This window comes from Streptomyces sp. NPDC088810 (genome assembly GCF_044750305.1).
Taxonomy (GTDB): domain Bacteria; phylum Actinomycetota; class Actinomycetes; order Streptomycetales; family Streptomycetaceae; genus Streptomyces.
In genome coordinates this window covers 258,998-280,214 of sequence record NZ_JBIVJQ010000002.1, presented here as the reverse complement: position 1 = coordinate 280,214, position 21,217 = coordinate 258,998, and the positions used below count along the sequence as shown (strand labels likewise).

General features: G+C 72.5%; 17 protein-coding genes and 3 pseudogenes. 4 read left to right on the top strand and 16 right to left on the bottom strand.

What is annotated here, in order from left to right; translation table 11 throughout:
- Positions 1-115: 115 nt before the first annotated feature.
- A complete protein-coding gene (locus ACIP4Y_RS07930) occupies positions 116-1,465 on the bottom strand; it encodes an MFS transporter (protein ID WP_401389260.1) in 1,350 nt (449 codons plus the stop codon).
- The gene (locus ACIP4Y_RS07925; protein ID WP_401389257.1) at positions 1,462-2,049 is read right to left on the bottom strand and encodes a TetR/AcrR family transcriptional regulator; all 588 of its coding nucleotides are present in this window, start codon (positions 2,047-2,049) and stop codon (positions 1,462-1,464) included. The genes ACIP4Y_RS07930 and ACIP4Y_RS07925 overlap by 4 nt, the downstream gene beginning before the upstream one ends.
- A 90-nt stretch (positions 2,050-2,139) precedes the next feature.
- Here ACIP4Y_RS07925 and ACIP4Y_RS07920 point away from each other — a divergent pair, with 90 nt between their 5' ends.
- Positions 2,140-2,577, top strand: a complete 438-nt coding sequence (locus ACIP4Y_RS07920; protein WP_358636971.1) for a PPOX class F420-dependent oxidoreductase — start codon at positions 2,140-2,142, stop codon at positions 2,575-2,577.
- A gap of 19 nt (positions 2,578-2,596) precedes the next feature.
- Here the strand turns inward: ACIP4Y_RS07920 and ACIP4Y_RS07915 are convergent.
- Positions 2,597-3,493, bottom strand: a pseudogene (locus ACIP4Y_RS07915) (NAD(P)-dependent oxidoreductase); the annotation flags it as partial.
- Positions 3,494-3,573: 80 nt separating this feature from the next.
- Here ACIP4Y_RS07915 and ACIP4Y_RS07910 point away from each other — a divergent pair.
- Complete coding sequence (locus ACIP4Y_RS07910; protein WP_401389253.1) at positions 3,574-4,164, top strand: TetR/AcrR family transcriptional regulator; 591 nt, start codon at positions 3,574-3,576, stop codon at positions 4,162-4,164.
- Positions 4,165-4,249: 85 nt separating this feature from the next.
- Here ACIP4Y_RS07910 and ACIP4Y_RS07905 read toward each other — a convergent pair whose 3' ends face one another.
- From ACIP4Y_RS07905 to tkt, 9 genes and pseudogenes are all read right to left on the bottom strand, one after another.
- A complete protein-coding gene (locus ACIP4Y_RS07905; RefSeq protein WP_401389250.1) occupies positions 4,250-4,915 on the bottom strand; it encodes a TetR/AcrR family transcriptional regulator in 666 nt (221 codons plus the stop codon).
- Positions 4,916-5,135: 220 nt separating this feature from the next.
- Positions 5,136-6,600, bottom strand: a pseudogene (locus ACIP4Y_RS07900) (membrane-associated oxidoreductase).
- Positions 6,601-6,726: 126 nt separating this feature from the next.
- On the bottom strand, positions 6,727-7,314 hold the full coding sequence (locus tag ACIP4Y_RS07895; RefSeq protein WP_401389247.1) for a histidine phosphatase family protein: 588 nt from the start codon (positions 7,312-7,314) through the stop codon (positions 6,727-6,729).
- Positions 7,315-7,320: 6 nt separating this feature from the next.
- A complete protein-coding gene (gnd, locus tag ACIP4Y_RS07890) occupies positions 7,321-8,199 on the bottom strand; it encodes a phosphogluconate dehydrogenase (NAD(+)-dependent, decarboxylating) (RefSeq protein ID WP_358636981.1) in 879 nt (292 codons plus the stop codon).
- A gap of 2 nt (positions 8,200-8,201) precedes the next feature.
- Positions 8,202-9,854 carry a glucose-6-phosphate isomerase gene (gene pgi, locus ACIP4Y_RS07885; protein WP_401389244.1) on the bottom strand — a complete coding sequence of 551 codons (1,653 nt, stop codon included), beginning with the start codon at positions 9,852-9,854 and terminating at the stop codon, positions 8,202-8,204.
- A gap of 1 nt (position 9,855) precedes the next feature.
- Entirely contained in the window at positions 9,856-10,782 is a 927-nt protein-coding gene (gene opcA / locus ACIP4Y_RS07880; protein WP_401389241.1) for a glucose-6-phosphate dehydrogenase assembly protein OpcA, read from the bottom strand.
- Complete coding sequence (gene zwf / locus ACIP4Y_RS07875) at positions 10,779-12,368, bottom strand: glucose-6-phosphate dehydrogenase (RefSeq protein WP_401389238.1); 1,590 nt, start codon at positions 12,366-12,368, stop codon at positions 10,779-10,781. Before zwf ends, opcA begins: the two co-directional genes overlap by 4 nt.
- Positions 12,365-13,510, bottom strand: coding sequence for a transaldolase (gene tal / locus ACIP4Y_RS07870; protein ID WP_401389235.1), 1,146 nt, complete (start codon positions 13,508-13,510; stop codon positions 12,365-12,367). Before tal ends, zwf begins: the two co-directional genes overlap by 4 nt.
- Before the next feature lie 30 nt (positions 13,511-13,540).
- Positions 13,541-15,616 (bottom strand): transketolase, encoded by a 2,076-nt coding sequence (gene tkt, locus ACIP4Y_RS07865; RefSeq protein WP_401389233.1) that lies wholly within the window; start codon positions 15,614-15,616, stop codon positions 13,541-13,543.
- Between the two features lie 146 nt (positions 15,617-15,762).
- Between tkt and ACIP4Y_RS07860 the strand changes: the two genes are divergently transcribed.
- Complete coding sequence (locus ACIP4Y_RS07860; RefSeq protein ID WP_401389230.1) at positions 15,763-16,653, top strand: helix-turn-helix domain-containing protein; 891 nt, start codon at positions 15,763-15,765, stop codon at positions 16,651-16,653.
- Here the strand turns inward: ACIP4Y_RS07860 and ACIP4Y_RS07855 are convergent.
- The 4 genes and pseudogenes from ACIP4Y_RS07855 to ACIP4Y_RS07840 form a co-directional block, all read right to left on the bottom strand.
- Complete coding sequence (locus ACIP4Y_RS07855) at positions 16,617-17,036, bottom strand: MerR family transcriptional regulator (protein ID WP_401389227.1); 420 nt, start codon at positions 17,034-17,036, stop codon at positions 16,617-16,619. The two genes, ACIP4Y_RS07860 and ACIP4Y_RS07855, sit on opposite strands and share 37 nt — an antisense overlap.
- Positions 17,023-17,739 (bottom strand): zinc-binding dehydrogenase, encoded by a 717-nt coding sequence (locus ACIP4Y_RS07850; protein ID WP_401389224.1) that lies wholly within the window; start codon positions 17,737-17,739, stop codon positions 17,023-17,025. The genes ACIP4Y_RS07855 and ACIP4Y_RS07850 overlap by 14 nt, the downstream gene beginning before the upstream one ends.
- A 62-nt stretch (positions 17,740-17,801) precedes the next feature.
- A pseudogene (locus ACIP4Y_RS07845) lies at positions 17,802-18,068 on the bottom strand (NADP-dependent oxidoreductase); the annotation flags it as partial.
- Between the two features lie 67 nt (positions 18,069-18,135).
- Entirely contained in the window at positions 18,136-19,530 is a 1,395-nt protein-coding gene (locus ACIP4Y_RS07840; RefSeq protein WP_401389222.1) for a glycoside hydrolase family 16 protein, read from the bottom strand.
- A 342-nt stretch (positions 19,531-19,872) separates the two neighbouring features.
- Between ACIP4Y_RS07840 and ACIP4Y_RS07835 the strand changes: the two genes are divergently transcribed.
- Positions 19,873-21,210, top strand: a complete 1,338-nt coding sequence (locus ACIP4Y_RS07835) for a 6-phospho-beta-glucosidase (RefSeq protein WP_401389219.1) — start codon at positions 19,873-19,875, stop codon at positions 21,208-21,210.
- Positions 21,211-21,217: the final 7 nt, after the last annotated feature.

Here is a 21,217-nt window from a genome sequence, read left to right as displayed (position 1 = left end):
CCGCCCCTCATCCTCGCGCAGGAGTCCCCGCCGGGACCGGTTTCCGGGGTGTGTGTGGTCGGCATGACGGCGGCCGGCCGGGGCGCGGCTGTCCGTGGGGCCTGCGGCCCGCGTCTCATCGTGGGGCAGGGCCCTGCGCCGGGACCGGTTCGTCCGAGGCGTGTGCGAGCTGCGCGGCGGCGGCCGGTCCCGGCAGCGCGCGGGTCGCGGGCAGGGCGAGGGCGGGCAGCACCGCCAGGGCGAGCAGGGCCGGACCGGGGCCGGCGGTGAGCAGTGCGGTCGCGCCGGCCACGCCCACGGCGGGGCCGATGTTCAGCGCGGTCTGCTGCAGCCCGCCCGCCACCCCGGCCGCCGTCACCTTCGCCCACCGTACGATCACCTGGGTGGCCGCCACCATCACCGTGCCGAACCCGGCGCCCAGCAGCGCGAACCCGGACCCGAGGGCGGCCGTGCGGGTGGCTCCGGACAGCACCAGCACGCCGAGCGCGAGCGCCACCGTGGCCCCCGCCGTCGTCGCCCGGGCGCCGCACCGGCGCAGCAGCGCGGGACACAGCGCGGCCGACAGCACCATGAGAACCGCGAGCGGCAGGCTGCGCAGGGCGCTGTCGAACGGATCGAGGCCGAGGCGGCGCTGCAGGACGTACGTGACGACGAACAGGGTGCCGAACAGGGACGCGGAGACGGCGACCAGGACGCCGAGCGCCGCCCCGACCGCACGGGAGCCGATCACCCGCGGCGGCAGCAGCGGACTCGCCGCGCGCCGCTCGTGCCGGACGAGGACGGCCGCCGTCGCCGCGGACAGGGCCAGACCCGCCCCGGAGACGGGCCGGGCCGTGACGGCGTACACCAGGCAGCCCAGCGTCACCGCGAGCAGGACGGCGCCGGGCAGGTCCAGCGGGGTCCGGGCAGGCACCGGGCGCCGGCCGGGCCGCAGCAGGGCCGGCAGGCCGAAGGCGAGCGCGGGCAGCACGTTGACGAAGAACACCGCCCGCCAGCCCAGACCGGTCACCAGCGCCCCGCCCACCAGCGGCCCCGCTGCCGCCGCCAGCCCGATCGCGGCGGTCCGCACGGCCAGCGGCGACGCCAGCCGGTCCGGGGGATACGCGGCCCGCAGCATGCCCAGCGTGGCCGGCTGCAACAGCGCCCCGAACACGCCCTGCACCGCCCGCAGTCCGATCACCCAGCCCACCCCGGGCGCGAGGCCGATCCCGGCGGAGGCGGCGCCGAAGCCCAGCATGCCGAGCCCGAACAGCCGCCGCTGACCGTACCGGTCACCGAGCCGCCCGGCGAACACCAGCAGGCTCGCCACCGCCACGAGATAGCCGGTGCTGGTCCACTGCACCTGGGCGAACGACGCGTGCAACTCCCTTTGCAGACTGGGCTGCGCGACCGTGAGGACCGTACCGTCCAGCGCGACGATCACCGCGCCCGCCACGCTGCTCGCCAGCGTCCAGGGCCGGTTCACCGCCCGTCCCCGGGTCCCAGGTGCGCGGTCAGCACGGTGTCGAGCAGCGCCCCGGAGTCCTCGTCGCCGAGGGCGAGCTGGAGACTGCGCCAGCGCCACAGCTGGGCGATCCCGTGCAGGTTCGCCCACAGAGCGGCCGCCACCCGCCGGGCGCAGGCAGCCGGATCCGCGGCGCCGATCAGATCCGCCAGCAGCGAGAACAGCGGAAGACTCGTCTCGCGCAGGCCCAGGCCCGACTCCCCGCTGTCCAGCAGGTCGTGACGGAACATCAGCTCGTACATTCCGGGCCGCTCCCGCGCGAACTCCAGGTACGTCCGCGCCAGCGCGGCCACCCGGGCGCGGGGCCCGCCGGCCTCCCGCTCCAGCGCCGCGTGGGCCCGTCCGGCCAGCTCGGCGAAGCCCCGCCGGGCGATGGCGGACAGCAGGTCCCGGTGGGTGGGGAAGTAACGGCGCGGCGCCCCGTGCGAGACGCCCGCGCGCCGGGCGATCTCCCGCAGGGTCAGCGCCTGCGCTCCCTCGGCGGCCAGCAGCTCCACGCCCACGTCGACCAGCCGGGCCTGCAGGCCCGCGTCGGAATCAGTCATAGACACTGTCTACCAGTCGCCGGTAGACACTGTCTACTGATCTTCGGGCGGGAGGGAATGCGCAGGGCACCCGGCCGAGTTGACCCGGATATGACTCAGGACTCCTCGCAGGACGCGCTGCTCGGCCTGCTCTCCGAAGGCCACGCCGGCGTGCTCGTCACCCTCCGGCGCGACGGCCGCCCCCAGCTGTCCAACGTCAGCCACGCGTACTACCCCGACGAGCGGATCATCCGGATCTCGGTCACCGACGACCGCGCCAAGACCCGCAACCTCCGCCGGGACCCGCGCGCCTCGTACCACGTCACCAGCGACGACCGCTGGGCGTACACCGTCGCCGAGGGCACCGCCGAGCTGACCCCGGTCGCCGCCGACCCGCACGACGACACCGTGGAGGAGCTGATCCGGCTCTACCGGGACGTCCTCGGCGAACACCCGGACTGGGACGACTACCGGGCCGCGATGGTCCGCGACCGCCGCCTGGTGGTGCGGCTGCGCGTCGAGCGGGCGTACGGCATCCCGCAGGGCTGAGCCGCGGCCGGGGCGCCGCTCACGACGCCCCGGCGGTCCGCGCCTCGATCGCCCGCAGCACGGCGACCATGTCCTCGCCGCCGTGGCCGCGCGTCACCGTCTCCTCGAACAGGGTGTGGCAGACGTCGAGGAGCGGCGAGGCGAGGCCGGCCGTGCGGGCCGCCTCGGCGATCAGCCGGTTGTTCTTCAGCACGTCCCGCGCCGCCGCCTGCACCGCGAAGTCCCGCTCGCGCAGCTTGGGCGCCTTCATCCGGGACACCGCGCTGGCCATCGGACCCGCGTCCAGGACGTCCAGGAACAGCCGGCGGTCCAGGCCCTGCCGTTCGGCGAAGTGGAAGGCCTCGGTGAGTCCGGTCACCTGGGTGATCAGGAAGATGTTCACCGCCAGCTTCATCAGCAGCGCGCCCGGGACCGGCCCGCAGGCGAACGTCTCCCGGCACATCGGCGCCAGCAGCGGCCGTACGGCTCCCACGGCGGCCTCCTCCCCGGCGAGCATGGCCACCAGCTGTCCCTCCTCGGCCGGCACCCGGGATCCGGAGACCGGTGCCTCGACGTACCGGCCGCCGGCCGCGCGGATGTCGGCCTCCAGGGCGTGGGAGTACTCCGGGGAGGTCGTGCCCATGTGGACGACGGTCCGGCCGGCGACCCGCGCGGCCAGGACGGGCGTGCCCCGGCCGAGGATCGCGTCCACCGCCGTCTCGTCGGCGAGCATCAACAGCACCGCCTCCGCCCGCGCGAACACCTCGGCGGGGTCCGCGGCGACCTCGGCGCCGGCCGCGCGCAGCGGCTCCGCGCGGTCCGGGGTCCGGTTCCAGACCACCAGCGGGGTGCCGGCGGACGCCAGCCGCAGGGCCATGGGGCGGCCCATCACTCCGAGACCGATGAATCCGACGCGCATGGGGCCGCCCTCCGCTGCCGCGGGCCGACTATGACAGTGGTCATAGTAGCCGCCGTTATGACGTCGGTCATAGGGTGGGGGCGAGGAACGGAGGCACGATGACCGAGGCGCGTCGCGGACCGCGGGAGCGGATGGTCTTCAGCGCGGCCCAGCTCATGCGGCGGGGCGGGATCGCCGCGACCGGCATGCGCGAGGTCGCCGCGCACGCGGACGCACCGCGCGGCTCCCTCCAGCACTACTTCCCGGGCGGCAAGGAACAGCTCGTCAGCGAGGCGGTCGAGTGGGCCGGCCGGTACGCCGGCAAGCGCGTCGCCCGGTTCCTCGCGGGACTCGAACGTCCCACCCCGAGCGGCCTGTTCGCGGCGATGGCCGGGCAGTGGACCGACGAGTACGCGGCGGACGGCTTCGCGGCCGGATGCCCGGTCGCCGCCGCCACGGTCGACTGCGCCGCCATCGGCGACTCGACCCGGGAGGCGGCGGCCACGGCGTTCGCGACCTGGCGGAACCCGGTCGCCGCGGCGCTCACGGACATGGGCGTGCCCCCGTCCCGCGCAGACTCCCTGGCCATCCTCATGATCAGCACCCTGGAGGGCGCGATCCTGATGGCCCGCGCCGAACAGAACGTACGCCCCCTCACCACGGTCGTACACGAACTGGGCCCCCTGCTCGACGCGGCCGTATGCGCCTGACCCACGCGGCCGTGCGGCCACGGCCCGGCGGGCGGGATGTTGCGCTCGCGTGTCCCCGGGTGCCAGGCGTCCGTGCGCGAACCCGTCAGCCGGCCGCCCGCTCCGCCGTCAGGTAGGCGATCACCATGTCCCCGAGCATGGACCGGTAGTGCTCGCGCTGCGCCGGGTCCACCAGGTCCCGGCCGAACAGTGCGCCGAACGTGTGCCGGTTGGCGACCCGGAAGAAGCAGAACGAGCTGATCATCGCGTGCAGGTCGACCGCGTCCACATCGGCCGTGAACAGCCCGGACTCCTGCCCGGCGGCGAGGATGCGGCGGATCACGTCCAGCGCCGGGGAGCCGATCCGGCCGAGCTTCTCGGAGGCCGCGATGTGCTCGGCGCCGTGGATGTTCTCGATGCTGACCAGCCGGACGAAGTCCGGGTGCCGCTCGTGGTGGTCGAAGGTCAGCTCCGCCAGCCGCCGGATCGCCGCCACCGGGTCCAGGTGCTCGACGTCCAGCTGCTGCTCGGCGTCCCGGATCACCCCGTAGGCCCGCTCCAGCACGGCCGTGAACAGCTGCTCCTTGCCGCCGAAGTAGTAGTAGATCATCCGCTTGGTGGTGCGGGTGCGGGCCGCGATCTCGTCCACGCGGGCGCCGTCGTAGCCGGCCCGGGCGAACTCCTGCGTGGCCACGTCGAGGATCTCGGCCTTGGTGCGGGCCGCGTCGCGCACCCGCCCACCGGGTCGTACCGGTTCTCCGACGCTGGTCATCGCTGTCCTCCGGGCCGTGAGGCGCCGGAACGGCGCGCTCGTTCGCGTGCCGGTGATTGTAGAAGCAGGGCGCCGGCGCGCGGCGGGGTCTCCCGGACGGCCCGTACGGCTGAATGCGGCTGACCGTTTCGGCAGCCGGTGCCTGGTGCAGCGCGGCCCCGGCCACCAGCGGTACGGCGCCGTGAGCGCGCCGGTGAGGCCGGCGGCCCGGCGCGCGGCTTCACTGGCGGCTGACCGTGCGGGTCACACCGGCGATCACGGTCGTCGCCAGGATCCAGCCGGTGAGGACGAGGACGTAGGCGAGGACCTGATGGCCGCCGCGCGGTGCGAACGCGGAGTCCTGCCCGAAGGAGATCACCGGCAGCAGCAGGTCGAGGGTGTAGAACACCGGGTTGAACGGCGGTGCCTCGCCCGCCTTCAGCGGCTGCGGGTGGTGCAGCGCGAACGCTAGGGAGCCGAGCGCGAGCAGCGACAGCAGCCACCCGGCGGCACGCAGCGGACGGAAGCCGTAGCCGACGGTGACGTCCTGGACCAGGCCCCACAGCCGGCCGTACCAGGGGAGCGTGCGGCGGTGCCGGCGCTGCTTGGCGAGCTGCACCAGCCGGGCCGCGTGGTCGTCGCCGACGCGGCGGTAGGCGGCCGTCAACTGCTCGTAGGCGTACGGGACATAGCCGTCGCGCTCGCGTTCCAGCAGGGGCAGGCGGCGCTCCGCCGGCTCGTGCGGGGTGAGCGAGGTGTACGTCAGGTCGCCGAGCAGCACCTCCTCGGGCACCGACTCCGGTTCCAGCAGCAGCACGTCGAGCTGGGCGCGCCGCAGGTTGAGGGCGCCCTCCATGGGGGGGCGCCTTGCGCAGCCACAGCTCGCCGATGGTGGTGCTGCCGGCCCGCAGCGCCGAACTGCCCGGATTCGACAGGACGGTGTACGACAGGTCGAGCCGCCCGGCGATACGGGCGCCGCGCAGGCCGATCCAGCCGCGCACCTCGGCGTGCCGGACCAGCATGTCGCCCCCGACGGTGAACGTCTGGGCGTCGAGCGCCGCCTGCCCGGGATGGTTCAGCCGCGCCTCGCAGAGGTTGAACGACCCGGCGACGGACGCGCCGTTGAGCCGTATCTGCCCGTGCGTGCGCAGCCCCGGCGCCCACAGGTCGGCGCCGACGGCGGCCTGGTTGAGCTGGAGCACCGGCTCCTCGGTGCCGGGCGCGGCCATGTCCGCGCTCTCCAGGTACAGGCTGCCGGCGATCCGGGCGCCGCCCAGGCGCACGGTGCCGGTGCACCGGGCGCGGGTCAGGCGGACGACGCCGTCGACGTGCACGGCGTGGGCGACCAGGCCGGGCAGGACGGACTCGCTGAGGTTGAGCTCGCGCAGCCGGGCGGCGTCGCACCGCGGGGCCTGGTCGAAGTGGCAGTGCCGCAGTCGCACCGGGTGGTCGATCGTGGCGTACTGCAGATCGAGCCGGCCGGTGATCCGGGCGCCCGCCAGGCTGAGCGCGGCTGTCTCCCCGTCCTGCCGCGGCCCGCCGAGCAGCAGCGCCCGCACCACCTGGGCGCGCACGGTCCGTTCGGCCCCCCAGCTCTCCCCGTCGGCGGCATCCTCGTCGGGTGACTCCCGGAAGTCCACGGCCTCCCCGCGCGGGAAGGCCCGCCACACCCGTTGCTCGGCCGCCGTCAGATCGTCGATCTCCACCAGCCGGACTCTCGCCCGAGCGGGGAGCGGCTGTCAATCCGCCCTGCTCGCCGTGCCCTTGACGCCGCGTGCCCCCCCGGCCCGCCGGGGCGGCGAACCGGGGGCACACGGGTGTGCGGTGTCCGGCTACGGCCGGACGTTCCACTCGGCGATCACCGGGCGGCCGTGTTCCGTCGACAGGCGGCTGACCGTGCCGGTGGCCAGCTGGAACAGCCGGCCCTCGGCGGGCGGCAGGCCCAGGCGGCGGGCGGTGAGGACGCGCAGGAAGTGCGCGTGCGCCACCACGACCACGTCCCCCTCGGCCAGGGCCGGGGACAGCCGGGCCAGGACCCGGTCGGCGCGGGCGCCGATCTGCGCCGGCGACTCGCCGGGGTGCCCCTCGGGGCCGGGCGGCACGCCGTCGGTCCACAGGTCCCAGTCGGGCCGGGTGCGGTGGATCTCGGCGGTGGTGACGCCCTCGTAGCCGCCGTAGTCCCACTCGTGCAGATCGGGGTCCGGTACGACCCCGGGGATGCCCGCCAGGTCGGCGGTGCGCAGCGCGCGGCCGAGCGGGCTGGCCAGCGCGCGGGCGTAGGTCCGGCCGGTGAGGAGCGGGGCGAGGGACTTGGCCTGTTCCTCGCCGTGCTCCGTGAGGGGCAGGTCGGTCCAGCTGGTGTGCTGTCCCGACCGGCTCCACTCCGTCTCACCGTGGCGGACCAGCAGGAGGTCCCCCACGGCAGGTCAGTCCTTCTTCTCGACCGCGTGGCCGCCGAACTGGTTGCGCAGCGCGGCGATCATCTTCATCTGCGGGGAGTCGTCCTGCCGGGAGGCGAACCGGGCGAAGAGCGAGGCTGTGATCGCGGGCAGCGGTACGGCGTTGTCGATGGCCGCCTCCACGGTCCAGCGGCCCTCGCCGGAGTCCTCCGCGTAGCCGCGCAGCTTCTCCAGGTGCTCGTCCTCGTCCAGGGCGTTGACCGCGAGGTCCAGCAGCCAGGAGCGGATGACCGTGCCCTCCTGCCAGGAGCGGAACACCTCGCGGACGTTCTCCACCGAGTGGACCTTCTCCAGCAGCTCCCAGCCCTCGGCGTAGGCCTGCATCATGGCGTACTCGATGCCGTTGTGGACCATCTTGGAGAAGTGCCCGGCGCCGACCCGCCCGGCGTGGACGTAGCCGTACGGGCCCTCCGGCTTGAGCGCGTCGAAGATCGGCTGCAGCGGTTCCACGTGCTGCTTGTCGCCGCCGACCATCAGCGCGTAGCCGTTCTCCAGGCCCCACACACCGCCGGAGACACCGGCGTCGACGAAGCCGATGCCCTTGATGCCGAGGGCGGCGGCGTGCTTCTCGTCGTCCGTCCAGCGGGAGTTGCCGCCGTCGATGACCGTGTCACCGGGGGAGAGCAGGTCGCCGAGTTCGTCGACGACGGTCTGGGTGGCGGTGCCGGCCGGGACCATCACCCACACATGGCGGGGCGCGTCGAGCTTCTCGACCAGTTCGGCCAGGCTCTTGACGTCCGAGACCTCCGGGTTGCGGTCGTAGCCGATGACGGTGTGGCCGGCGCGGCGGATCCGCTCGCGCATGTTGCCGCCCATCTTGCCGAGACCGATGAGACCGAGCTGCATGATCAGTTCTCCGTTGCGTTCTTGAGAGTGCGGTAGGCGGCGACGAGGGCCGTGGTGGACGGATCGAGACCGGGCACGTCCGCGCCCTCGGTGAGGGCCGGCTCGACGCGCTTGGCGAGGACCTTGCCCAGCTCCACGCCCCACTGGTCGAAGGAGTCGATGTTCCACACCGCCCCCTGCACGAACACCTTGTGCTCGTAGAGGGCGATCAGCTGGCCGAGCACGGACGGGGTCAGGTCGCGGGCGAGGATCGTGGTGGTGGGGTGGTCGCCGCGGAAGGTGCGGTGCGCGACCTGCTCCTCGGCCACGCCCTCCGCGCGGACCTCCTCGGCGGTCTTGCCGAAGGCGAGCGCCTGGGTCTGGGCGAAGAAGTTGGCCATCAACAGGTCGTGCTGCGCCTTCAGTTCCCCGCTCAGCTCGCCGACGGGGCGGGCGAAGCCGATGAAGTCGGCCGGGACGAGCCTGGTGCCCTGGTGGATCAACTGGTAGTAGGCGTGCTGCCCGTTGGTGCCCGGGGTGCCCCAGACGACCGGGCCGGTCTGCCACTCCACCGGGGTGCCGTCGCGCTGCACCGACTTGCCGTTGGACTCCATGTCCAGCTGCTGGAGGTAGGCGGTGAACTTCGACAGGTAGTGCGAGTACGGCAGCACCGCGTGGGTCTGGGCGTCGAAGAAGTTGCCGTACCAGACGCCCAGCAGGCCCAGCAGCAGCGGCGCGTTGGCCTCGGCGGGCGCGGTGCGGAAGTGGTCGTCGACGATCCGGAAGCCGTCCAGCATCTCGCGGAAGCGGTCCGGGCCGATGGCGATCATCAGGGAGAGGCCGATGGCGGAGTCGTAGGAGTAGCGGCCGCCGACCCAGTCCCAGAACTCGAACATGTTGTCCGGGTCGATGCCGAACTCGGTGACCTTCCCGCCGTTCGTGGACAGCGCCACGAAGTGCCTGGCGACGGCCTTCTCGTCGCCGTCGAAGGCCCTCAGCAGCCACGAGCGGGCCGAGGTGGCGTTGGTGATGGTCTCGATCGTGGTGAACGTCTTGGACGCCACGATGAACAGCGTCTCCGCCGGGTCCAGGTCGCGGGTCGCCTCGTGCAGGTCGGAGCCGTCCACGTTCGACACGAACCGGAACGTCATCTCCCGTGCGGTGTACGGGCGCAGCGCCTCGTAGGCCATCGCGGGGCCGAGGTCGGAGCCGCCGATGCCGATGTTGACGACGTTCTTGATGCGCTTGCCGGTGTGGCCGGTCCACTCGCCGGAGCGGACCCGCTCGGCGAAGCCGGCCATCTTGTCGAGCACGGCGTGCACCTTCGGCACCACGTTCTCGCCGTCGACCTCGATCACCGCGTCCCGCGGGGCGCGCAGCGCGGTGTGCAGCACGGCCCGGTTCTCGGTGAGGTTGATCTTCTCACCGCGGAACATGGCGTCGCGCAGCGCGAACACGCCGGTGGCGGAGGCGAGTTCCTGGAGCAGGGCCAGGGTCTCGTCGGTGATCAGCTGCTTGCTGTAGTCGATGTGCAGGTCGCCGACCCGCACGACGTACCGCTCGGCGCGGCCCGGGTCCGCCGCGAACAGCTCGCGCAGCCGCGGCTGGCCCTGGGCGCGGTGGTCGGCCAGCGCCGTCCATTCGGGCCGGTCGGTGAGCTTCGGGAACTCTGCCATGTCAGGCGTTCTCCTTGGCGGCCTCGCCCTGCAGGGCGATGGCGTACATCTCGTCGGCGTCGAGGCGGCGCAGCTCCTCGGCGATCAGTTCGGAGGTGGGGCGGACCTTCAGCGCGAGGGTGCGCGGCGGCTGGCCCGGCAGGGTCAGCGTGGCCAGCGGGCCCTCGGGGCGGTCGACGACGATCTCACCGTTCGCGGTGCCGAGGCGGACGGCCGTCACGAACGGGCCGGCGCTCTGCACCCGCTCCACCGGGACGCCCAGGCGGGCCTGGAGCCAGCGGGCGAGCAGCTCGGCGCTGGGGTTGTCGGCCTCGGCCTCGACGGCCGCCGAGGCCACCTTCACCCGGGCCTGGTCCAGGGCCGCGGCCAGCATCGACCGCCACAGGGTCAGCCGGGTCCAGGCGAGGTCGGTGTCGCCGGGCGCGTAGGTGCGGGCCCGGGCGTTCAGCACCTCCAGCGGCCGCTCGACGGCGTACAGGTCGGTGATCCGGCGCTGCGCGAGCGCACCCAGCGGGTCCTTGGCGGGGGCCTCGGGGGCGTCCCCCGGCCACCACACCACCACCGGGGCGTCCGGCAGCAGCAGCGGCAGCACCACCGAGTCGGCGTGGTCGGACACCTCGCCGTAGGTGCGCAGCACCACCGTCTCCCCGGTGCCGGCCTCGGAGCCGACCCGGACCTCGGCGTCGAGCCGCGAGTGGGTGCGGTCGCGCAGGGTGCGGGCCTGGCGCCGGATGACGACCAGGGTGCGCGAGGGGTGCTCGTGCGAGGCCTCCTCGGCCGCCTTGATCGAGTCGTAGGCGTTCTCCTCGTCCGTGACGATGACCATCGTCAGGACCATGCCCACAGCGGGCGTACCGATGGCGCGGCGGCCCTGCACCAACGCCTTGTTGATCTTGCTTGCCGTGGTGTCGGTCAGGTCGATCTTCATGGCCTGCGCCAGCTCCGTCCGTCTCGTGCGAGCATCTCGTCGGCTTCCCTCGGCCCCCAGCTGCCCGACGCGTACTGGGCCGGCCGGCCGTGCGCCGCCCAGTACTCCTCGATGGGGTCGAGGATCTTCCAGGACTCTTCCACTTCCTGGTGGCGGGGGAACAGGTTGGCGTCGCCGAGCAGCACGTCCAGGATGAGCCGCTCGTACGCCTCCGGGCTCGACTCGGTGAACGACTCGCCGTAGGCGAAGTCCATCGACACGTCCCGGATCTCCATCGAGGTGCCCGGCACCTTCGAGCCGAACCGCACGGTCATGCCCTCGTCCGGCTGGACGCGGATGACGATCGCGTTCTGGCCGAGTTCCTCGGTGGCGGTGGAGTCGAACGGGGAGTGCGGGGCCCGCTTGAAGACCACCGCGATCTCGGTGACCCGGCGGCCCAGCCGCTTGCCGGTGCGCAGGTAGAAGGGGACGCCCGCCCAGCGGCGGTTGTCGATGCCCAGCTTGACCGCGGCGAAGGTGTCGGTCTTCGACTTGGGGTCGATGCCGTCCTCCTGGAGGTAGCCGACGACCTTCTCGCCGCCCTGCCAGCCGGTGGCGTACTGGCCGCGCACGGTGTGCCGGCCCAGGTCCTCCGGGAGGCGCACCGACTTCAGCACCTTCAGCTTCTCGGTGAGCAGCGCCTCCGCGTCGAACGCGATCGGCTCCTCCATGGCGGTGAGCGCCATGAGCTGCAGCAGGTGGTTCTGGATGACGTCCCGGGCGGCGCCGATGCCGTCGTAGTAGCCGGCCCGGCCGCCGATGCCGATGTCCTCGGCCATGGTGATCTGCACGTGGTCGACGTACGACCGGTTCCAGATCGGCTCGTACATCTGGTTGGCGAAGCGCAGCGCCAGGATGTTCTGGACGGTCTCCTTGCCGAGGTAGTGGTCGATGCGGAACACCTGGTCCGGCTCGAACACCTCGTGCACGATCGCGTTCAGCTCGCGCGCGCTGACCAGGTCGTGGCCGAACGGCTTCTCGATGACCGCGCGGCGCCAGGAGCCCTGCGGCGGGCTGGCCAGGCCGTGCTTCTTCAGCTGCTGGACGACCTTCGGGAAGAACTTCGGCGGCACCGAGAGGTAGAAGGCGAAGTTGCCGCCGGTGCCGCGGGAGGCGTCCAGCTCCTCGACAGCGTCCTTGAGCTGCTTGAACGCGGTGTCGTCGTCGAAGTCGCCGGGGATGAACCGCATGCCCTCGGCGAGCTGCTGCCACACCTCCTCGCGGAACGGGGTGCGGGAGTGCTCGCGCACCGCGTCGTGCACGACCTGCGCGAAGTCCTGGTCCTCCCAGTCCCGGCGGGCGAAGCCGACGAGGGAGAAGCCCGGCGGCAGCAGACCGCGGTTGGCCAGGTCGTAGACGGCCGGCATCAGCTTCTTGCGGGACAGGTCGCCGGTGACTCCGAAGATGACCAGGCCCGAGGGACCGGCGATCCGGGGGAGCCGGCGGTCGCGGGCGTCCCGCAGCGGGTTCTCCCAGTCGGCGGCCGGGGCCACCGGGACCCGCACCGGCTGCGGTGCGGGCGCCTGGGCGGGTGCGTTGTCGGTCATCGGGCGTCAACTCCCTTGCTCGTCAGGGACTTCGCTACGGCGTCCAGAAGGTCCTGCCAGGCCGCCTCGAACTTGGCGACACCCTCGTTCTCCAGCTGCCGGACCACCTCGTCGTAGCCGATGCCGAGCCGTTCGACGGCGGCCAGGTCGGCGCGGGCCTGCGCGTAACCGCCGGTCACCGTGTCACCGGTGATCTCGCCGTGGTCGGCGACCGCGTTCAGCGTGGCCTCGGGCATCGTGTTGACGGTGCCCGGCGCGACCAGTTCGTCCACGTACAGAGTGTCCTTGTACGCAGGATCCTTCACCCCGGTGGACGCCCACAGCGGACGCTGCTTGTTCGCCCGGTCACCGGCGAGGGCCAGCCAGCGGTCGGAGGCGAAGACCTCCTCGTACGCCTCGTAGGCCAGACGGGCGTTGGCGAGGGCCGCGCGGCCCTTGAGCGCGAGCGCCTCGTCGGTGCCGAGGGCGGTCAGCCGCTTGTCGATCTCGGAGTCCACGCGGGAGACGAAGAAGGACGCCACCGAGTGGATCGCGGACAGGTCGATGCCCCGCTCGCGGGCCTTCTCCAGACCGGCCAGGTAGGCGGCCATGACCTCGCGGTAGCGGTGCAGGGAGAAGATCAGGGTCACGTTGACGCTGATGCCGCTGCCGATGACCTCGGTGATCGCCGGCAGACCCGCCTCGGTCGCCGGGATCTTGATCATCACGTTGGGGCGGTCGACCAGCCAGGCCAGCTGCCTGGCCTCGGCGATCGTGGCCTCGGTGTGGTGGGCGAGGCGGGGGTCGACCTCGATGGAGACCCGGCCGTCACGGCCGCCGGTGGCCGTGTATACAGAATGCAGAATATCGGCGGCAGACCGCACGTCGGCGGTCGTCATCATCCGCACCGCCTCGTCGACCGTCACCCCGCGCACCGCGAGGTCGGCCAGCTGCTCCTCGTAGCCCTCACCGGAGCCGATGGCGGCCTGGAAGATGGACGGGTTGGTGGTGACACCGACGGCGCTTCCGCTCGCCACCAGCTCGGCGAGGCTGCCCGAGGTGATCCGCTTGCGGGACAGGTCGTCCAGCCAGATCGACACGCCCTCGTCGGCGAGGCGCTTGAGGGCTCCCGGGGTCGCGATTGCTTCGGTCACTGTGATCATCTTTCTTTCGCGTCGGTGGAGACGTCGGTGTCAGGCGCGCGCGGCGGCGAGCGACTCGCGGGCCGCCGCGGCGACGTTCTCGGGGGTGAAGCCGAACTCGGCGAAGAGGGTCCTGGCGTCCGCGGAGGCACCGAAGTGCTCCAGCGAGACGATGCGTCCCGCGTCGCCCACGAACCGGTGCCAGGTCAGACCGATCCCGGCCTCGACGGCGACCCGGGCCTTCACGGCCGGCGGCAGCACCCGCTCGCGGTAGGCGCGCGGCTGCTCCTCGAACCACTCCACGGACGGCATGGACACCACCCGGGTGCCGATCCCCTCGGCCTCCAGCTGCTCCCGCGCGGCCACGGCCAGCTGCACCTCGGAGCCCGTCGCGATGATGATCACCTCCGGGACCTGGGTCGAGGACTCGCGCAGGACGTAGCCGCCCTTGGCCGCGTCCTCGTCCGGCGCGTACACGGGCACACCCTGGCGGGTGAGCGCGAGCCCGTGCGGGGCGGGGTGCGTGGCGTGCCTCTTCAGGATCTCGGCCCAGGCGATCGCGGTCTCGTTGGCGTCCGCCGGGCGGACGACGTTCAGACCGGGGATGGCACGCAGCGAGGCCAGGTGCTCGACCGGCTGGTGGGTCGGGCCGTCCTCGCCCAGACCGATGGAGTCGTGCGTCCACACGTACGTCACCGGCAGCTGCATCAGCGCCGACATGCGCACCGCGTTGCGCATGTAGTCGGAGAAGACGAGGAAGGTGCCGCCGTAGATGCGGGTGTTGCCGTGCAGGGCGATGCCGTTCATCTCCGCGGCCATGGAGAACTCGCGGATGCCGAAGTGCACCGTACGGCCGTACGGGTCGGCCTCCGGCAGCGGGTTGCCCTCCGGCAGGAAGGAGCTGGTCTTGTCGATGGTGGTGTTGTTCGAGCCGGCCAGGTCGGCGGAACCGCCCCACAGCTCGGGGAGCACCGGGCCGAGTGCCTGGAGCACCTTGCCGGAGGCGGCACGGGTGGCCACCGACTTGCCCTCCTCGAAGACCGGGATGCTCTGCTCCCAGCCCTCGGGCAGCTCGCCCTTGCTCACGCGGTCGAACAGCTCGGCCCGCTCCGGCTGGGCGGTGCGCCACTCGGCGATCCGCTTGTCCCAGGCCGCGTGCTCCTCGGCACCCCGGTCCAGGGCCCGCCGGGTGTGTTCGAGGACCTCGTCGGCGACCTCGAAGGTCCGCTCCGGGTCGAAACCGAGCAGGCGCTTGGTGGCGGCGATCTCGTCCTCGCCGAGCGCGGAGCCGTGGGAGGCCTCGGTGTTCCGGGCGTTCGGGGCGGGCCAGGCGATGATCGTGCGCATCGCGATGATCGACGGCCGCCCGGTCTCGGCCCGGGCGGCCTCCAGCGCCCGGTACAGGGCGGGGGCGTCGATGTCCCCCTCGGCGGTCGGCTCGACGCGCTGGACGTGCCAGCCGTAGGCCTCGTACCGCCCCAGCACGTCCTCGGAGAACGCGGTCGCGGTGTCGCCCTCGATGGAGATGTGGTTGTCGTCGTAGAGGAAGACCAGGTTGCCGAGCTTCTGGTGGCCGGCGAGGGAGGAGGCCTCGGCGGAGACGCCCTCCTGAAGGTCGCCGTCGGAGACGATCGCCCAGATGGTGTGGTCGAACGGGGAGGTGCCCGCGGGGGCCTCGGGGTCGAACAGGCCGCGCTCGTAGCGGGCGGCCATCGCCATGCCGACGGCGTTGGCGACGCCCTGGCCGAGCGGGCCGGTGGTGGTCTCCACGCCGGCGGTGTGCCCGTACTCGGGGTGGCCCGGCGTCTTCGAGCCGTGGGTGCGGAACGCCTTCAGGTCGTCCAGCTCCAGCTCGTACCCGGCGAGGTACAGCTGCGTGTAGAGGGTCAGCGAGGTGTGCCCGGGGGAGAGGACGAACCGGTCACGGCCGGTCCACTCGGGGTCGGCCGGGTCGTGTCGCATCACCTTCTGAAAGATCGTGTACGCGGCAGGGGCCAGGCTCATCGCGGTGCCCGGGTGTCCGTTGCCCACCTTCTGTACCGCGTCCGCCGCCAGAAGTCGGGCCGTGTCCACGGCACGCCGGTCCAGGTCGGTCCACTCGAAGCCGTCGGAAGTCTGCGTCGTCATCTTCAAGAAGTCCTCGTTCAGTGCGGAATGGCTGGCCGGACGCGTTCAAACTTAAAAGTCTGACTTTTTCGAAGAAAGGTCGGGGTGTGTCAGCCTGTGGTGAATCTGGGACAGTGATCGCGCGACAGGGACGGCACGAAAAGGGCATGGCAGTCATAAGAGACCAAGCTGAGGGTGACGGGATCAGAACCTTCCCCTTCCCGGCCGAGCTGGCCGTCGGCGGCGTGGGCATGCAGGTCGGGCCCATGGGCACCGAGCGCCGCTGGCACGCCGACGCCCCCCTGCACCGCGTCCACCGCATCGACTTCCACGTGGTCATGCTCTTCACCGACGGCCCCGTACGGCACATGATCGACTTCGCCGAGTACGAGGCCGACGCCGGCGACCTGCTGTGGATCCGCCCCGGACAGGTCCACCGGTTCTCCCGCGAGTCCGTGTACCGCGGAACCGTGCTGACCATGCAGCCCGGCTTCCTGCCCCGCGCCACCGTCGAGGCCACCGGCCTGTACCGCTACGACCTGCCGCCGCTGCTGCACCCCGGCCCCGCGCAGCTCACCGCACTCCGGTCCGCCCTCGACCAGCTGCGCCGCGAGTACGAGGACACCGCCACGCTCCCGCTCAGCCTGCACACGGCCGTCCTGCGGCACACCCTGACCGCCTGTCTGCTGCGCCTGGCCCACCTCGCCGCCAGCTCGGCCAAGACCTCCGAGCGGCACGCCGACAGCACCTTCACCCGTTTCCGGGACGCCGTCGAGCAGGGCTTCGCCACCAACCACAGCGTCAGCGCCTACGCCGACACCCTCGGCTACTCCCGCCGCACCCTGGTCCGCGCCGTCCGCGCGGCCACCGGCGAGACCCCGAAGGGCTTCATCGACAAGCGTGTCGTCCTGGAGGCCAAACGCCTCCTCGCCCACACCGATCTGCCCATCGGCCGCGTCGGGGCGGCCGTCGGCTTCCCCGACGCGGCGAACTTCTCCAAGTTCTTCCACCTGCACACCGGTCAGACGCCGGTGGCGTTCCGGGCGGAGCTGCGCTGAGCCGTTCCGGCCCCCACCGGCCCGCCGGCGAGCCACGGCATCCGGCGTACGAGGGTGTCCCGCATCCGGGTCAGCGCCTCGATCCGCGCCTGGAGTTCGGCCACCCGGCGCGCACCCACCTCGTAGTGGGCCGCGCAGGCCTCCGCGTACGCGAACACCTCCGGCAGGTCGCTGTCGAGGTAACGGACGAAGGACGTCACGTTCTCCACCGTGAACCCGGACGCGAGCAGGTCGCGCACATTGCGGACCCGGACGACCGCCTCCGGCCCGTAGACCCGGTACCCGGCCGCGGTCCGCCCGGGCTCCAGCAGACCCTGCTCCTCGTAGTAGCGCAGGGTGCGGGTCGTCGTGCCCGTCGCGGAGGCGAGTTCACCGATCAGCATCACGGTCGCCCTCAACGCCCAGCCGGACCACGGTCTTCCCGGTGTACCGGCCGCGCACCAGGTCGGCCAGTGCCGCGGGCGCGTCGAGCAGGCCGTCGATCACCGTCTCGTCGTACACGATCGAACCGTCCCGCAGCCAGCCGCGGAACCGCTCCCCGAACTCCGCTGCCCTCTCCAGGTGTTCACCGACCGTGAAGCCGCGCAGCGTCAGCCGCTTGGCGATGATGTCCATCGGGTCGCCGGGCCCGGGATCGGGCCGGCCCGTGGACTGCTGTTGCAGCGCTCCGCACAGGGCGATCCGGCCGTGCTCGTTCATCACCTGGACCGCGGCCCGCAGTTGCTCGCCGCCGACATTGTCGAAGTAGACGTCGATGCCGTCGGGCGCCGCCTCGCGGAGCCGGTCCAGGACCGGGCCGTCGTGGTGGTCGAAGGCCGCGTCGAAGCCGAGCCGCCCGGTCAGATGCGCCGCCTTCGCCGCCGAGCCGGCGCTGCCGATCACCCGCCGCGCTCCGGTCAGCCGGGCGATCTGCCCGGCCAGGCCGCCGACCGCGCCGGCCGCGCTGGAGACGAACACCGTCTTGCCGGGCTGGAGCCGGGCCACCTCCATGAGGCCCACATAGGCGACGAGCCCGAAGCCGAGGTGCAGGGACGGGCTCGGGTAGGCGTCCCGGTCGACCCGCCGGAACGCCTCCGCGTCGGCCACCGCGTACTCCGCCAGCCGAGCCGGTGCACCACCAGGTCGCCCGGGGAGAGCGAGGGATGAGCGGAGAGGAGGACCTCGCCGACCGCGTCGCCGTGCATCGGCGCGCCGATCTCGTAGCGGGGCAGCGGCAGCCGGCCGCCCTCCGCCATCAGCAGCAGCATGCCGGGGTCGAGGGAGAGGAACAGATTGCGGACGAGGACCTGGCCGGGCGCCGGATCCGGTACGGCCACCTCGGCGATCTCTATGTCGCCGGGTGCGGGCAGTCCGTGCGGGCGGGCGGCGAGGCGGGCCTGAAGTCCGGTGCGGGCAGGAGCCGGTGTGGTCGTCATGGCGGCGACGCTAGGGGTTGACGTATGCGTGAAGGTCAACTCCCCGGCGCCGCCGCCCCTTTGCCGGTCAGTGCCCGAAGTCGAACCAGTTTACGTTCACGAAGTCGGCCGGCTGCCCGCTGGTGAAGGTGAGGTAGACGTCGTGCGTGCCGGTCACCGCGCCGATGTTGGCCGGAACCGTCCGCCAGGACTGCCAGCCCCCGGTGTTGCCCACGGCGAAGCTGCCGACGGGCGCGTTGCCACGGCTGTCCAGGCGCACCTCGACCAGCCCGCTGACCCCGCCCGCCGCACCGCTCGCGACCCGCGCGTAGAACTGCCTGGCCGCTGTGGACCCGAAGTCGACGCCCTTGTACAGCGCCCAGTCGCCGTTCGCGAGGGAGCCGATGTCCTGGCCGCCGCCGCTGTCCGTGGTGGTCTCCCGGACGACGCCGGACTGACTGTCGTAGGACTCGGCCTGGATGGCGCTGTAGGCGTCCCGGTTGCCGGTCGGCGGGGGAGTGGTGGTGCCGCCGGAGGACTGCAGGACCTGCACGTAGTCGACGGTCATCGGGTGGCCGGGCTCGGTGCCGCTGTCCGGGCCGCCGCCGAACGCGTCCGGGAAGCCGCCGCCCATCGCGACGTTGAGGATGATGAAGTAGCCGTGGTTGGTGGCATTGGCCCAGGTCGTCGCGTCGACCTGGTTCGCCCGCACGGTGTGGAAGTTGACGCCGTCGAGGTAGAAGCGGATCTCCTCGGGGCTGGTCGAGCGGTCCCACTCCATCGCGTAGGTGTGGAATCCGGCCTGACAGGTGGTGCCGGTGCAGGAGGTGGAGTTGCCGATGCCGGAGGTCTCGTTGCACGGGCCGCCCGGGTTGGTGCCGCAGTGCATCGTGGCCCAGTCGGTGTTCAGGCCCTGGACGTTCTCCATGATGTCCAGCTCGCCGATGCCCGGCCAGTTCCAGTAGTTGCCGCGGAACGGGGCGCCGAGCATCCAGAACGCCGGCCAGTAGCCCTTGGCGGCCGCGCCGGTGACGGCAGGCATCTGGATCCGGGCCTGTACCCGCAGCTTCCCGCCGGCCGGGGGCTGGAAGTCGGTGCGGTTGGTCTCGATCCGGCCCGACGTCCAGTGGCCGGACGCGTCGCGGCGCGGGGTGATGAGCAGGTTGCCGTTCCCGTCCAGCGCGACGTTGCTGGTGCTCGACGTCATCGTCTCGACCTCGCCGGTGCCCCAGTTGGCGGCGCCGCCGGGGTAGGACGTCCCGGTGTCGTACTGCCAGTCGGCGGTGTTGACGCCGGAGCCGGCCGCGCCGTTGAAGTCGTCCACGAACACCTGCGTCCAGCCGGAGGGCGGGGCGGGCGCGGAGGCGCTGGCGGGCGCGGTGGCGGCGGTGGCGACGGCCGCGGCCAGGCCGAGTGCGGCGGCGAGGGCGACCAGCGCGCGGCGCAGCGGGCGGGGTCTGGGTATGCCGGAGGATGCGCTCATGGGGAGCCTCTCGGGTACGGGTACGGAGAGTGTGCGGGGGGTGTGAGAGCGCTCCCATAGTGGCGTGAGAGCGCTCTCACGGTGCCGCCAATGTGCTCCGCGGGCCCGTGACCGTCAAGACTTGAAACAAACAAAGTCGTTGCGGGGCGTGGGAGTTCACCCGGTGAAGCCGTCCGTATCCGCACAGATGGCGATGGAGGGGCCGCCGGTCGGTCGACGGCGGGTACCGGTCGCCGGGTCTGGCGTCGGCTGGGTCGCCGGCGGTCCGTGGATGCCGTGCTGGTGCTCCTCGGGCGGTGGGGGTCTGCTAGAAGGGTGCAGGCGTGGAAGAAAGGTGCGGGTGTGAAGCTGACGATTCTGGGTGGCGGGGGGTTCCGGGTTCCCCTGGTGTACGGCGCACTGCTGACCGACCGTGCCGCGGGGCGGGTTACCGAAGTCGTTCTACAGGATCCGGACGACCGTCGACTGTATGCAGTAACCCGTGTATTGGCGGAACAATCCGCCGGTATCCCCGACGCCCCCACGGTGACCGCCACCACCGACCTGGACGAGGCCCTGCGCGGCGCCGACTTCGTCTTCTCCGCGATCCGCGTCGGCGGCCTGGAGGGCCGGGCGAACGACGAACGGGTCGCGCTCGCGGAAGGCGTGCTGGGCCAGGAGACCGTCGGCGCGGGCGGGATCGCATACGGTCTGCGCACGGTCCCCGTCGCCGTCGACATCGCCCGGCGCGTGGCCCGTCACGCCCCGGACGCCTGGGTCATCAACTTCACCAACCCGGCCGGTCTGGTCACCGAGGCCATGTCCCGCCACCTCGGCGACCGCGTCATCGGCATCTGCGACTCCCCGGTCGGCCTCGGCCGCCGTATCGCCCGCGTCCTCGGCGCCGACCCGAAGGAGGCCTTCATCGACTACGTCGGCCTCAACCACCTCGGCTGGGTGCGCGCCCTCCGGGTCGCCGGACGCGACGAACTGCCTCGCCTGCTGGGCGATCCCGCGCTGCTCGGCTCCTTCGAGGAGGGCCGGCTGTTCGGCGCCGACTGGCTGCGCTCGCTCGGCGCGGTCCCCAACGAATACCTGCACTACTACTACTTCAACCGGGAGACCGTCCGCGCCTACCAGGAGGCCGAGAAGACCCGCGGCGCCTTCCTGCGCGACCAGCAGGCCCGGTTCTACGAGGAGGCGGCCGACCCCGGCGGCTCCGCCCTGCGCGCCTGGGACCGTACCCGCGCCGAGCGCGAGGCGACGTACATGGCCGAGAACCGGGAGAGCGCCGGCGCGGGCGAGCGCGAAGCCGAGGACCTGTCCGGCGGGTACGAGAAGGTCGCCCTGGCCCTGATGCGGGCCATCGCCCGCGACGAACGCGCCACCCTGATCCTCAACGTCCGCAACCGCTCCACCCTGCCGGTCCTCGACGCCGACGCGGTCGTCGAGGTGCCGTGCCTGGTCGACGCGGGCGGCGCCCACCCGCTCGCCGCCGATCCGCTGCCCGGGCACGCCACCGGCCTGGTGTGCTCGGTCAAGGCCGTCGAGCGCGAGGTGCTCGCCGCCGCCGAGTCGGGTTCCCGGACGACCGCCGTGAAGGCCTTCGCGCTGCATCCGCTCGTGGACTCGGTCACCGTGGCCCGCAGGCTGGTCGGGCGCTACACCGAGGTCCATCCGGGCCTGGCCTACCTGACGTAGACGCGGA